Here is a 12387-nt window from a genome sequence, read left to right as displayed (position 1 = left end):
GTGGCTTCGCGGTTGGAAGGAGGCGGTCGCCGGCGGCGGGCGGGGAGCATCGTGGTGATGCGCGACGGCGAGACCTGGCGGCTGCCGACCAAGACCCTCGCCGACAAAGAGCAGTCTTTCGAGGAGATCTATTGGTGGCTGCGTGGCCTCGGCGAAGAGACCCAGCGTCAGGCCATCCGCAGGCTTGCCGAGGTGCACCATATTGATCTCTCCGCCCAGTGCCGGGCCATGATCATGTCATGGGATGAGCTCCGCACCACGGCGGCCGATCCCCTGGTGCATATCGGCGCGCACACCAAGGACCACTTCGCTGTCGCAAAATTACCGGAGACAGAGGCCATGGAGCAGATGGTCGGCAGCGCCGACCGCATCGCGCAAGAGGTCGGCAAGCGGCCTGTCCATTTCGCATACCCTTACGGGGATCCGGGAAGTGCCGGGCCCCGCGATTTCGCGCTCGCCAAGAACGCCGGCTTCAAAACGGCCGTCACCACGCGCAAGGGCATGCTGTTTCCGGGGCACAAGGATCACCTGACGGCGCTGCCGCGTGTATCCTTGAACGGCGACTATCAGTCGCTCACCTACACGGCGCTCTATCTGTCCGGTGCCCCGTTCGCGTTGTGGAACGGCTTCCAGCAGGTCAACGCCGCCTGACTGAGGTCAGTCCGGGCGCTGCATCCAGCGGATAAGAAGCCCTGCCGGGATCACCCATAGGAGGCCCGCGACCACGAAATACGCGAGCTGCGCCAAGCTGTGCGCCTCCAAGAGTCGGCCTGAACCGATCGCCGCGGCAGCCCACACATACAGGGCCAAAAACACGAGCAGCGCCACGGTGCCGATCAGCTTGCGGACGCGGCTGCTCATGCCGTGCCCCGCTGCGGCAAAGGGGCAGACGATGGCAGATTGAGTTGGGGGCTTGAGCCCGCTATCACCGCGCTCATGACCGCCGCCGCCGCCCAGAGCGTGAAGAGGCCTTCTGCCGCGCCCGCCATACAGGCCGGGCAGGCGCGGGCCTTGCGCATTTGGCTCGGCGCAATCGCGTTTCTCATCGTTGCCATGATCCTCGTTGGCGGGGCCACGCGGCTCACCGATTCCGGACTTTCCATTACGGAATGGCAGCCCATCCTCGGCGTCATACCGCCTTTATCCGATGCCGATTGGCAAGAGGCGTTCGAGGCCTATAAGCAGATCCCGGAATATTCCCAGATCAATCGCGGCATGAGCCTCGAAGCCTTCAAGTCCATCTATTGGTGGGAATGGGCGCATCGGTTCCTCGGCCGCTTCATCGGGCTCGTGTTCTTCGTGCCGTTCGTCTGTTTTTGGGCTGCGGGCTACATCCCCCGCACGCTGATGCCGAGACTGATCGGACTCTTCGTCCTCGGCGGACTGCAAGGGGCGCTCGGCTGGTACATGGTGAAGAGCGGGCTCGTCGACCGGGTCGATGTGAGTCAGTACCGGCTTGCCGCCCATTTCGGCGTGGCGGTGTTGATCTTCGGTTACACGCTCTGGCTCATCCTCGGGCTCGGGCGGGAAGCCGGAGCGAAGCCCGCGCGCTCGAGTGCGGCCACCGTCGCCGCCGGGCTCGTTCTCGGTCTCATCTTCGTGCAGATGCTTGCCGGGGCGCTCGTGGCCGGCATTGACGGCGGTCTTGGCTTCAACACCTGGCCGCTCATGAACGGGGCCTCAATTCCACGCGGGCTGGGTGAGGCCTCACCCTGGTATCTCAACCTGTTCGAGAATCCCCTCACGGTTCAGTTCAATCACCGCATGCTGGGCTACGCCGTCGTGGTCGTCACGATCCTTCAGGCGGTCTGGCTTGGCATGAGGGACCCGCGCGCGCCGTATGTCGGCAGCGCGGCGACCCTCGCCGTGCTCGCCGTGCTGCAAGCGACGCTCGGGGTATGGACGCTGCTGCTTGCGGTGCCCATCGAGCTCGGCCTGGCGCACCAAGCCGGTGCCATTCTGGTATTTGCCGCCGCGCTCTACCATTTCTGGCTTGCGCTGCACGGGGCGAACCGCGCAGAGGGTCAAACGGCCGCCAGCGCCTGATCGAGATCGGCGATGATGTCGTCGACGCTCTCGAGTCCCACCGAGAGGCGAACCACATCGGCGCCGGCGCCCGCGCGCTCCCGATGCTCGTCCGAAAGCTGCCGGTGCGTCGTCGAGGCGGGATGAATGATGAGGCTCCGCGTGTCGCCGATATTGGCGAGATGACTGAACAGCTGGACATTGCTGACCAGTGCGATACCGGCCTCGTAGCCGTCTTTGAGGCCGAAAGTGAACACGGCACCCGCGCCGGCCGGACAATAGCGCCGGGCCAGCGCATTAAATTTGTTGCCGGGCAGGCCCGCATAATTCACCCAAGCCACCTTGTCGTGACCTTGCAGCCACTCGGCAACTTGCAGCGTGTTGTCGCAATGCCGCTGCATGCGAAGGGGCAGCGTCTCGATGCCGGTGAGGATCAGAAACGCGTTCATCGGCGAGATTGCGGGGCCGAGGTCGCGTAAGCCCAGCACGCGGCAGGCAATGGCGAAGGCGAAATTGCCGAACGTCTCGGCCAGCGTGATGCCGTGATAGCTGGAGCAGGGCGCCGTGAGTGTGGGATAGCGCCCGCTGCCCATCCAATCGAACGTGCCGCAATCGACGATGACGCCGCCGATGGAGTTGCCGTGGCCGCCCAGAAACTTCGTCAATGAATGAACGATGATGTCGGCGCCGTATTCCTTCGGCTTGGTCAGGTAAGGCGTCGCGAGCGTATTGTCGACGATCAACGGTACCCCGGCCTCCTTGGCGACGGCGGCGATCGCTTCGATATCCGTGATGATGCCGCCGGGATTGGCGATCGACTCCACGAAGATCGCGCGCGTCTTCGGGGTGACTTGCGCCCGGAACGAGTCCGCGTCCGTGGTGTCGGCCCATTTCACCGTCCAGTCGAACTTGGCAAAGGCCTGGCCGAACTGGTTGATGGAGCCGCCATAGAGCTGGCGCCCGGCGATGAACTCGTCGCCCGGCTCCATCAGCGTGTGGAGAACGATCACTTGCGCCGCGTGTCCCGATGCGACGGCCAGCGCCGCCGTGCCGCCTTCGAGCGCGGCCATGCGCTCCTCGAGAACCGCCTGGGTGGGGTTCATGATGCGGGTATAGATGTTGCCGAAGGTCTCGAGGTTGAACAGCGCCGCCGCATGGTCCACGTCGTCGAACACGAAAGACGTGGTTTGATAGATCGGCGTCGCCCGCGCGCCGGTTGCAGGGTCGGGCTGCGCGCCGGCGTGAATGGCAAGCGTGTTGAAGCCCGGCTTGCGGTCCTCGGACATTTGCTGACTCCCTAGTCGCTGTTGTTGATCGTGATGATCTCGTATTTGAACCCGTTGCCCTCGCCGAAATCCTGGAACCAGATATTGCGGCCGCCGTCGCCGACCATCAGTCCCTGATAATTCTTGAAGTACTGCTCCGGATCTTGCGCCAGCAGGTTGGCCTTGAGTTTAGGGCCGATGATAGTGTCGTAGTGGCGCAAGAACCATTCCTTTGAGCGGATGGTCTGCTTCGTCTCGCCGAAATAGCGTACGGGGAAATGCAGATGCGCGACGAACCAGTCCTTGTCGTCGGTGCGGATGGCAGCCTGGAGCGCCACGATGACGGCCGTCTCAGGAGCCTGGAAAGCTCCGTCTCCGGGATCGTCCTCGGCGTGCGTGGGGGTGAGCGCCACCATCAAGATCAGCGAGGCAAACACAACGGCGCGCATGTGACCCTCCCTAGTCCGAGGCGCGGAGGGCACGCTGTTGCCCGCCCTTGGGCCCAAGCAGAGGCCTCTTGCTCGAAAGCATGCGCGAGTTGACGCCCGCCCAGCCGATCTCCCCCGAGAGGCGTCCATACTCGATCTTGGGGCAACGGTTCATGACGACCTTGAGTCCGGCTTGCTCGGCCAGCGCCGCCGCTTCATCGTTGCGGACGCCAAGTTGCATCCACACGACCTTGGCGCCGACCCGGATCGCCTCATGCGTGATGGGAAGGGCCGCTTCCGAACTGCGGAAGATATCGACTATCTCGACGGGCCGGCCGATGTCACTAAGGGTGCTGAACGCGAGTTGGCCGAGAATGGTCCTGCCCGCGTGACCCGGATTGACGGGGATCACCTCGAAGTCCTTCGCCAGCAAATACTTCAAGACGAAATAGCTCGGCCGCTGTTCTTTGGGGCTAGCGCCGACCATGGCAACCACCCGATGGCGCACGAGGATGTCGCGAATATAGGCGTCCGGGTAGCTGTCGTGATCCATGGCAGGGGCAAGTGGGGTGGGGGATGATACGCTGCAAGTCAGCGCGGCCAGTTGGGCTCGCGCTTGTCGAGAAAGGCGCCGATCCCTTCTTCGGCCTCGGCATCGAGCATGTTCTCCACCATGACTTGCGCCGCATAGCGATAAGCGTCCTCGAGCGGCATTTCGAGCTGCTTGTAGAAGGCCTCCTTGCCGATCTTGAGCGTGCGGCTCGGCTTATCCGCGATTCGCCGCCCGAACTCGACTGCTTCGTTCACCACGCGATCCGCTTCGACCACGCGGTTCACGAGGCCCATGGCGTGCGCGTCCTGCGCATCGACCATGTCGCCGAGGAGCAGCATCTCCATGGCCCCCTTGCGTGACACGTTGCGGCTGAGCGCCACCATCGGCGTGGAGCAGAAGAGGCCGATATTGACGCCGGGCGTGGCGAAGCGTGCATCGACGCTCGCGATCGCCAGATCGCAGCTCGCCACGAGCTGACAGCCCGCCGCCGTGGCGATGCCGTTTACCGCGGCGATCACCGGCTTCGGAGAGCGCACGATGGCGAGCATCATGTCGGAGCAGGCGCCCATGGTCTCCGCATAGAAGGCGCGGCCTCTATCCTCGTCGTTGCGGTGCGCCGTAAGCTCCTTGAGATCATGCCCGGAGGAGAACGCTGGCCCGGCGCCGGTCAGCACCACCGCCCGCACGGCATCGTTCTCGCCGGCCTCCGTCACCGCCCCATGCAATGCCCCCATGAGGTCCATGGACAGGCAATTGCGCGCGGAGGGCCGGTTGAGGGTCAGAACCCGGACCGCCTCGCGGTCCTCACAGAGCAGGATGTGGCTATCGTCCATTTTCTGGCCTATTCGAGGGGGCTTTCCATGACGCCACCGGCTTACAGGAAAGCCTGCAAAAGACACGCGAATTCAGCAGTCTTTGGCGTGGTACGCGAATACCACATGCTTAAGATACTGATTCATAGACAGAACGCCAATCCACTTGACCGCACCGGGCCGAGCCGTTAGAAGCGCCGATCTTTGTAAGACCTGAAGTGACGCGCACCATGAAAACCTTCTCCGCCACGCCCAAGGATATCGAAAAATCTTGGGTCCTCATCGATGCCGACGGCCTGGTGGTCGGACGTCTTGCGGCGCTCATCGCGACGCGGCTGCGCGGCAAGCACAAGCCCAGTTTCACGCCCCACATGGATGACGGTGACAATATCGTCGTCATCAACGCGGGCAGTGTCGTGTTCACGGGCAATAAGCGCGCCGGCAAGGAATATTTCTGGCACACCGGGTATCCGGGCGGCATCAAGAGCCGCACGGCCGAGAAGATCCTGGACGGCAAGCATCCCGAGCGCGTGCTCCAGAAGGCCGTCGAGCGCATGCTGCCGAGAGGTCCGCTTGCGCGCAAACAGATGAAGAACCTCAAAGTCTACGCAGGGCCCGAGCATCCTCACGAGGCGCAGAACCCCGTGAAGCTCGATGTCGCCGCCCTCAACCCGAAGAACGCAAGGAGCGCTTAAGAGCCATGAGCGAGACGACGACGCTGGAAGATTTGGCTCAACTGAAAGGCGAGGGTGATGCGCCCGCGCCCGAGCGCGTTTACGAGAAGAAGGTCGACGCGCAAGGCCGCGCCTACGCAACGGGTAAGCGGAAGGACGCGGTTGCCCGCGTTTGGGTCAAGCAGGGGCCCGGCACGATCACCGTCAACGGCAAGGACCATACGACCTATTTCGCCCGTCCCGTGCTCCGGATGATTCTGAAGCAGCCGCTCGTGACGGCCGCCCGCGAGGGGCAGTTCGACGTGGTCTGCACCGTGTCCGGCGGCGGGCTCTCGGGCCAGGCCGGCGCCGTTCGCCACGGCATCTCCAAGGCGCTCACGCGCTTCGAGCCGGAGCTGCGCGGCGTACTGAAGAAGGCAGGCTTCCTGACCCGCGATGCGCGTACCGTGGAGCGTAAGAAGTACGGTAAGGCCAAAGCCCGACGTAGCTTCCAGTTCTCCAAGCGCTAGGGCATTCTCTTCAAGAGTCTTCGTCATGCCCGCGCTTGACGCGGGCATCCATGCCGTTGCACCTCATTTTGACGCAACGCCGAATGGAATGGATTGCCGGGTCAACCCCGGCGATGACGGAAAGCATGTGACGCACATGTCAAACAGCAAGTTCATCCGGGCCGCCGTGCTCGCGCCTCAGGCTATACCGGCGCGACCTGATCCGGCTCGCGGCGAGACATCCGAACATCAAGATCACCGCGCTCATCGCCAAGGGCCATGCGGGGCAGATGCTTGCCCAAGTCTTCCCGCATCTGTCGAGCCTCGATGTTCCGAGCCTCGTGACCTCGGATGAGGTGGATTGGGACGAGGTCGACGTCGCCTTTTGCGGGTTGCCCCACGGCACCGCGCACGCAGAGATCGCCAAGCTGCCATCGCGCGTGAAGGTCATCGACATGTCCGCCGACTTCCGCTTACGCGATCTCGGGACCTATGCGGAATGGTATGGCGGCGACCACGGCGCGCCCGAGCTTCTCGAGGGCGCGGTCTACGGGCTCACCGAGCTTTACCGCGACCAGATCGCGTCCGCGCGGCTCGTGGCCTGTCCCGGCTGCTACCCGACAGCCGTGCTGCTCGCGCTCCTGCCGCTCGTGAAGGATGAGCTGATTTTGCCCGAGGACATCATCATCGACGCGAAGTCGGGCGTCTCCGGCGCCGGGCGCTCGCTCAAGCAGAACATCCTCTTCTCCGAAGCGGGCGAAGGGCTTTCCCCGTATGGCATCGGCAGCCATCGCCATGTGCCCGAGATCGAGCAGGAGCTGGGCGAGGCCGCGGGCCAGCCCGTGATCGTGAACTTCACGCCGCATCTCGTGCCCATGACCCGTGGCGAGCTGTGCACCTCCTATGTGCGGCTCACCGGCAAGACGACCGTTGCCGATCTCAGGGCGGCGCTGACGTCGGGCTATGCGGACAGCCCGTTCGTGCGCGTGGTGGAGGAGGGCGTCATCCCCGCCACTCAACACGTGCGCGGCTCGAACTACTGCCATATCGGCGTGTTTGCCGACCGCATCCCGGGCCGCGGCATCGTGGTCTCGGCCATCGACAATCTGGTGAAGGGCTCTGCCGGCCAGGCGCTGCAGAACTTCAATCTGATGCATGGCCTCGACGAAACCACGGCCCTTGAGCAACTCCCGCTGTTTCCCTGAGGCGCGGCTTCGGGCTCTCGACGATTTAAGGAAAAGTTTACGCGTTGAGCCGCTCAATCCATCCCTCTGGTGAGGGTCCGGGGGGGGGGCATGTTCAGCGTATCGCGGCGCGTAAGTCTTGTGCGGGTTGGGGCATTCCTGGCGGCCTGGGGCTTGTTGGCCACTGTCTCTTTCGGGATTGTCAGCAGCCTGATCGGCGACGAGGCCGGCGAGGGCCACACTGAGCTTGCCTGCGCCAAGCAGAAGCTCGAGGCCATGTGGGCCGTTGAATTGCCGGCGGATGCCGAGGTGGTCGGCTCGCTCCCGACCTCGGGGGTGGTCTCTGCCGATTGGGATCTCAAGGAGCTTGGCTGTTCCGGCGCGGTCTATCCGACCGCCAGGCTGAGACTGCACGAGTAGATCTGGCGTCTCGCTACAGCGCCAGCGCCAGAACGGCTTTCGAAAAAGCGCTAGCTCTTGCTCTTCACGAAGGAGCCTGGCGCGTCCTCGATAGGCTTGAGCGGTCCGGCGGCGGGATCGCGCGCCGGAACCTTTTTCGCCGGATTGCTCTGCGAGCCAGGCGCCCAGTCGGGCCACCACGAGCCCGGAGTCTCGGTGGCCTTGCCGATCCACGCCTCCAGTGTTTCGGCCGGCGCTCCGCTCCAATACTGATATTTCTTCTTGGCCGGGGGGTTGACCACGCCGGCGATATGGCCCGAGCCCGCCATGACGTGGCGCACGGGACCGCCGAACAGCTTGCTGCCCTGAAAGACCGAAAGCGCGGGCGCGATGTGGTCCTCACGGGTGAACAGCTCGTAGATCGGGATGTTGATCTTGGACAGGTCCAGCTTGACGCCGCCCAGCTCCATCTCGCCCTTGCTCAGCCGGTTCTCGTGATAGAACTCGCGCAGGTAGAAGGCGTGGTTGGCCGCCGGCAGCCGCGTGGAGTCGGCGTTCCAGAACAATAGGTCGAACGGGAAGGGCTTCTTGCCCAGCAGATAGTTGTTCACCACGTAGGGCCATATCAGGTCGCGCGGCCGCAGCATGTTGAACACCGCCGCCATCCGCGAGCCGTCGAGATAGCCCTGCTCGGCCATCATCTCTTCGAGCGACTTGAGCTGCGTGTCGTCGATGAAGACCAGGAGGTCGCCCGCCGCGCTGAAGTCGACCTGCGCGGTGAGGAAGCTGGCCGAGGCCATGCGGTCGTCGCCTTTGACCGCCGCGTAGGCCAAAGCCGAGGCCAACAGCGTGCCGCCAACGCAATAGCCCAGCATGTTGACGTGATGCAGCCCGAGTTGGCGATTGACGGCTTCGACCGCCGCCAGAATGCCCTCGTTCATGTAGTCCTCGAAGGTCTTCTGGGCGAGCCCGCCATCCGGATTGACCCAGGACACCATGAACACCGTGAAGCCCTGGTCGACCGCGAACTTGACGAAGGATTTCTCCGGCACGAGATCGAGGATGTAATATTTGTTGATCCAGGGCGGCACCATGATCAGCGGCCGCTCATAGACCTCCTCCGTCGTCGGAGAGTACTGGATGAGCTGGATGAGGTCGTTTTGGAAGATGACCTTACCCGGCGTAATGGCGAGATCGCGGCCGACTTCGAATGCCGTCAGATCGGTCTGGGTGATGCGGAGCAGATTCTTCGACTGCTCGAGATCGTGGGCAAGATGCGCCATGCCCCGTACCAGGTTCTCGGCGTTGGTCTCGAGCGTGGCGCGTACCACTTCCGGATTGGTGAAGGGGTAGTTCGACGGCGAGAGCGCCGCCAGCATCTGCTCCAGATAGAACACAGCCTTCTGGCGCGTCCTATCGTCCACCCCCTCGGTGTTCTTGGTGATGTCCGACGCCCACCGCGAGGTGATCAGATAGGCCTGCTTCCAGAAGTCGAAATATTGGCTGTTGGACCAGTCTGGATCCTTGAAGCGGTTGTCGCCGGGCTCCGGCACGACCACCGGCTCGACATCTTCGCCGAGAAAGCGGCGAAAGGAGCGGCCCCACAAATCGGCGTAGCTCTGGAATAGCTCGCCTTGGGCGGCAGCGAGCTTGCTGGGGTCCGAGACCCAGACCCGTGCCACCTCGCCAAGGGTCTTGGCGGCTTCGCCGACCTCGGAGGCCATGCTGTAAGGGCCGTTGCCGTTCGTGGTGCGTTCGGCGAGCGCCGAGAAAACCTTGGTGCTCTGGTCGAAGAGGCGCACCATGTTCCGGGCAAGCTCGTCGATTTGGGTGTTTTCGCAGCCGTCCGCGCCAGTTTGCCCGGCGCTGTCGTTACGCTCCTGCATCGAAAAGTCCTTATTTTACCCCCAACTGACCACGCTTCCGCCAGCTTGCGAAGCGATTGCCTCGCGTTAGCTTCCGCAGCGATCTTCATTGTGCTATGCAATATAAGCGTCAGGCGATGTCAATCGCCAGGGGAAAGTCCACCAGAGCCAACATCTTACCGATGTTCTTGCGATCAGCTTCTTGCCTCGTGGCGATGCTGCCTGTCATTTTGATGGCCGGCTGCGCCGATAGTATGCCCGACGGCACGCGACTCAAACGCTTCACCGAGGTCATCCGGGGCTATGACAACACCCTGACGAAGTCCGAGAAAGAGGCCGCGATCTCGGATCTTCAGAAGGAAAAGGAGCGCCAGCAACAGCAGGTCGGCGAAGACGAGGGCGCGCCAAAAGCCAACTAAATCAACGCTGACCGGCCGGGGCTCCACGCGGGAGCCGCTTGCCGGGCAGCCCTATTTCGTGGTTCAACAGCGGACTCCCTTTTAGAGTCCAATCGGGTGGGGACAACCGTCCGTGCACAACGACTTTCACAGGATCAAGCGGCTGCCGCCGTATGTCTTCGAGCAGGTGAACCGGCTCAAGGCCGAGGCACGCGCCCGCGGCGACGACATCATCGATTTCGGCATGGGCAACCCCGACATGCCGACGCCGCAGCACATTGTCGACAAGCTGGTGGAAACCGTCCGCGACCCGCGCACCAACCGCTATTCCGCGTCCAAAGGCATCGGCGGTTTGCGCCGGGCGCAGGCCAAGTATTACGAGCGCCGCTTCGGCGTGAAGCTGAATCCCGACACCCAAGTCGTGGCGACGCTGGGCTCAAGGAAGGCTTTCGCCAATGTCGCGCAAGCCATCACCGCACCCGGCGACGTGATCCTCGTGCCGAATCCGACCTATCCGATCCACGAGTTCGGCTTCATCATGTCCGGCGGCGTGATCCGCCATCTGCCGGCAAGCACCGACTCACAATTCATGGTGTCGTTGGACAAGGCCGTGCGCCATTCGGTGCCGAAGCCTTCCGCGCTTGTCTTGAACTATCCGGCCAATCCGACGGCGGTCGTCGCCAATCGCGACTTCTATCGCGAGGTCGTCAGCTTCGCCCGGAAGAACGACCTCATCGTGCTGTCCGATCTTGCTTACGCGGAAATCTATTTCGATGGGGATCCGCCGCCTTCCATTCTCGAAATTCCCGGCGCCATCGACATCGCGGTGGAGTTCACGTCGCTGTCGAAGACCTACTCCATGCCGGGGTGGCGCATGGGTTTCGCCGTGGGCAATGAGCGGCTGATCCAGGCGCTCACCCGGGTGAAGTCCTATCTCGACTACGGCGCTTTCACGCCGATCCAGGTAGCCGCGACCGCCGCGCTCAACGGACCGCAAGATTGCATCGACGAGATCCGGGGCATTTACCGCCGCAGGCGCGATTGCCTGGTGGATGCGGTGAGCCGCGCCGGCTGGCCGATCCCGTCGCCGCCCGCGACCATGTTCGCGTGGGCCCCGATCCCCGACATGTTCGCGCATATCGGCTCGCTCGAGTTCTCCAAGCTGCTATTGGAGAGGGCCTCGGTGGCCGTATCGCCCGGCGTCGGCTTCGGAGAATACGGCGAAGGCTATGTGCGCATCGCGCTCGTGGAAAACGAGCAGCGCATCCGTCAGGCCGCGCGCAACATCCGGAAATTCCTCACCGAGTCAGCGAACGCGCTGCACAACGTCATCCCCATTGCCTCTAAGGCCAATCGCACCTTCTGATTTTCCCATGGCGGACGGATTGAAGCTTGGACTGGCCGGTATCGGCACTGTCGGCGGTGGCCTGTTGCGGCTCATCGAGGCGCACGCGGGCGCGTTGGCGGAGCGCGCAGGCCGGCCCATAGAGGTGATCGCCGTCTCGGCACGCAATAAGCGCAAGAAGCGCGATGTGGATCTCTCTGGCGTCCGCTTCGTGCAAGACCCCATCAAGCTCGCCACAGACCCGGAGATCGACGTCTTCGTCGAGCTGATCGGAGGGGAGGAAGGCATTGCCAAAGAGGCGGTAGAGACGGCGCTGCGGGCCGGCAAGCACGTGGTCACCGCCAACAAGGCGCTGCTTGCGCATCACGGGCCAAACCTTGCCGCGCTCGCCGAGAAGCACGGCGTGGCACTGAACTTCGAAGGCGCCGTGGCCGGCGGTATTCCCGTGGTCAAGGTGATCCGTGAAGGCCTGCAAGGCAACGACATTACGCGCGTCTACGGCATCCTCAACGGCACCTGCAACTACATCCTCACACTGATGGAGCGTGAAGGGCGCAGCTTCGCCGACGTGCTGAAGGAGGCGCAAGAGCAAGGCTATGCCGAGGCCGATCCCACGTTCGATGTCGGCGGCTTCGACACCGCGCACAAGCTGGCGCTGCTCACAAGCCTCGCTTTCGGCACGCGCACCAAGTTCGACGCCGTCTACGTGGAGGGCATCGAGACCATCACGCCCGCCGATATCGAGGCGGCGGACGATCTTGGCTATCGCATCAAGTTGCTCGGCGTGGCGCTCAGGACCGACAGTGGCATCGAGCAACGCGTGCATCCGACCATGGTCCCGAAAGATACGGCCATCGCCAATGTCGACGGCGTGTCCAATTGCGTGGCCATCGATGGCGATTTCGTCGGCGATGTCATGCTGATCGGCCCGGGCGCCGGCGGCGGTCCACG

Annotated in this window: 14 protein-coding genes and 1 pseudogene; 9 read left to right on the top strand and 6 right to left on the bottom strand. The window is 63.4% G+C overall.

What is annotated here, in order from left to right; all coding sequences use genetic code 11:
• A partial coding sequence (locus AUC71_RS07325) for a polysaccharide deacetylase family protein (RefSeq protein ID WP_204376666.1) occupies positions 1-651 on the top strand: 651 nt, incomplete at its 5' end.
• Between the two features lie 6 nt (positions 652-657).
• Here AUC71_RS07325 and AUC71_RS07320 read toward each other — a convergent pair.
• Positions 658-861: a DUF2842 domain-containing protein gene (locus AUC71_RS07320; protein WP_069623738.1), complete on the bottom strand. Its 204-nt coding sequence runs from the start codon at positions 859-861 to the stop codon at positions 658-660.
• Between the two features lie 75 nt (positions 862-936).
• Here AUC71_RS07320 and AUC71_RS07315 point away from each other — a divergent pair, with 75 nt between their 5' ends.
• Positions 937-2046, top strand: a complete 1110-nt coding sequence (locus AUC71_RS07315) for a COX15/CtaA family protein (RefSeq protein WP_083238177.1) — start codon at positions 937-939, stop codon at positions 2044-2046.
• Here the strand turns inward: AUC71_RS07315 and AUC71_RS07310 are convergent.
• Genes AUC71_RS07310 through AUC71_RS07295 form a run of 4 tightly spaced genes read right to left on the bottom strand, consistent with a single transcriptional unit; the run spans position 2025 to position 5104 of the window.
• Positions 2025-3311: an O-acetylhomoserine aminocarboxypropyltransferase gene (locus tag AUC71_RS07310; protein WP_069623737.1), complete on the bottom strand. Its 1287-nt coding sequence runs from the start codon at positions 3309-3311 to the stop codon at positions 2025-2027. The two genes, AUC71_RS07315 and AUC71_RS07310, sit on opposite strands and share 22 nt — an antisense overlap.
• An 11-nt stretch (positions 3312-3322) precedes the next feature.
• The gene (locus AUC71_RS07305; protein WP_069623736.1) at positions 3323-3739 is read right to left on the bottom strand and encodes a hypothetical protein; all 417 of its coding nucleotides are present in this window, start codon (positions 3737-3739) and stop codon (positions 3323-3325) included.
• Between the two features lie 10 nt (positions 3740-3749).
• Positions 3750-4271 (bottom strand): CoA-binding protein, encoded by a 522-nt coding sequence (locus tag AUC71_RS07300; RefSeq protein WP_069623735.1) that lies wholly within the window; start codon positions 4269-4271, stop codon positions 3750-3752.
• Between the two features lie 38 nt (positions 4272-4309).
• Positions 4310-5104, bottom strand: coding sequence for an enoyl-CoA hydratase (locus tag AUC71_RS07295; RefSeq protein WP_069623734.1), 795 nt, complete (start codon positions 5102-5104; stop codon positions 4310-4312).
• Positions 5105-5313: 209 nt separating this feature from the next.
• Here AUC71_RS07295 and rplM point away from each other — a divergent pair, with 209 nt between their 5' ends.
• From rplM to AUC71_RS07275, 4 genes and pseudogenes are all read left to right on the top strand, one after another.
• On the top strand, positions 5314-5778 hold the full coding sequence (rplM, locus tag AUC71_RS07290; protein ID WP_069623741.1) for a 50S ribosomal protein L13: 465 nt from the start codon (positions 5314-5316) through the stop codon (positions 5776-5778).
• Between the two features lie 5 nt (positions 5779-5783).
• Entirely contained in the window at positions 5784-6266 is a 483-nt protein-coding gene (gene rpsI, locus AUC71_RS07285) for a 30S ribosomal protein S9 (protein ID WP_069623733.1), read from the top strand.
• A 136-nt stretch (positions 6267-6402) separates the two neighbouring features.
• A pseudogene (gene argC / locus AUC71_RS07280) lies at positions 6403-7450 on the top strand (N-acetyl-gamma-glutamyl-phosphate reductase).
• A gap of 90 nt (positions 7451-7540) precedes the next feature.
• Positions 7541-7849 (top strand): hypothetical protein, encoded by a 309-nt coding sequence (locus tag AUC71_RS07275; RefSeq protein ID WP_141701522.1) that lies wholly within the window; start codon positions 7541-7543, stop codon positions 7847-7849.
• A 50-nt stretch (positions 7850-7899) separates the two neighbouring features.
• On the opposite strand, the gene AUC71_RS07270 is transcribed toward AUC71_RS07275, so the two are convergent.
• Positions 7900-9714, bottom strand: a complete 1815-nt coding sequence (locus AUC71_RS07270) for a PHA/PHB synthase family protein (protein ID WP_244500842.1) — start codon at positions 9712-9714, stop codon at positions 7900-7902.
• A gap of 194 nt (positions 9715-9908) precedes the next feature.
• Between AUC71_RS07270 and AUC71_RS07265 the strand changes: the two genes are divergently transcribed.
• From AUC71_RS07265 to AUC71_RS07255, 3 genes are all read left to right on the top strand, one after another.
• On the top strand, positions 9909-10112 hold the full coding sequence (locus AUC71_RS07265) for a hypothetical protein (RefSeq protein ID WP_141701521.1): 204 nt from the start codon (positions 9909-9911) through the stop codon (positions 10110-10112).
• A gap of 112 nt (positions 10113-10224) precedes the next feature.
• Positions 10225-11457 (top strand): LL-diaminopimelate aminotransferase, encoded by a 1233-nt coding sequence (locus AUC71_RS07260; protein ID WP_069623729.1) that lies wholly within the window; start codon positions 10225-10227, stop codon positions 11455-11457.
• 7 nt (positions 11458-11464) lie between these two features.
• Positions 11465-12387 (top strand): homoserine dehydrogenase (locus AUC71_RS07255; protein ID WP_069623728.1); only part of this gene is annotated, 923 nt, incomplete at its 3' end.

The sequence above is a fragment of the Methyloceanibacter marginalis genome, from assembly GCF_001723295.1.
Taxonomy (GTDB): Bacteria; Pseudomonadota; Alphaproteobacteria; order Rhizobiales; family Methyloligellaceae; genus Methyloceanibacter; species Methyloceanibacter marginalis.
The sequence above is the reverse complement of the archived record's forward strand: the minus strand, read 5'-3'. Positions and strand labels throughout refer to the sequence as shown.

What these genes read in the sequence shown, in the direction of transcription:
- AUC71_RS07320 (WP_069623738.1), bottom strand. Translation starts at nt 861, where the DNA reads ATGAGCAGCCGCGTCCGCAAGCTGATCGGCACCGTGGCGCTGCTCGTG.
- AUC71_RS07315 (WP_083238177.1), top strand. Translation starts at nt 937, where the DNA reads ATGACCGCCGCCGCCGCCCAGAGCGTGAAGAGGCCTTCTGCCGCGCCC.
- AUC71_RS07310 (WP_069623737.1), bottom strand. Translation starts at nt 3,311, where the DNA reads ATGTCCGAGGACCGCAAGCCGGGCTTCAACACGCTTGCCATTCACGCC.
- AUC71_RS07305 (WP_069623736.1), bottom strand. Translation starts at nt 3,739, where the DNA reads ATGCGCGCCGTTGTGTTTGCCTCGCTGATCTTGATGGTGGCGCTCACC.
- AUC71_RS07300 (WP_069623735.1), bottom strand. Translation starts at nt 4,271, where the DNA reads ATGGATCACGACAGCTACCCGGACGCCTATATTCGCGACATCCTCGTG.
- AUC71_RS07295 (WP_069623734.1), bottom strand. Translation starts at nt 5,104, where the DNA reads ATGGACGATAGCCACATCCTGCTCTGTGAGGACCGCGAGGCGGTCCGG.
- rplM (WP_069623741.1), top strand. Translation starts at nt 5,314, where the DNA reads ATGAAAACCTTCTCCGCCACGCCCAAGGATATCGAAAAATCTTGGGTC.
- rpsI (WP_069623733.1), top strand. Translation starts at nt 5,784, where the DNA reads ATGAGCGAGACGACGACGCTGGAAGATTTGGCTCAACTGAAAGGCGAG.
- AUC71_RS07275 (WP_141701522.1), top strand. Translation starts at nt 7,541, where the DNA reads ATGTTCAGCGTATCGCGGCGCGTAAGTCTTGTGCGGGTTGGGGCATTC.
- AUC71_RS07270 (WP_244500842.1), bottom strand. Translation starts at nt 9,714, where the DNA reads ATGCAGGAGCGTAACGACAGCGCCGGGCAAACTGGCGCGGACGGCTGC.
- AUC71_RS07265 (WP_141701521.1), top strand. Translation starts at nt 9,909, where the DNA reads ATGCTGCCTGTCATTTTGATGGCCGGCTGCGCCGATAGTATGCCCGAC.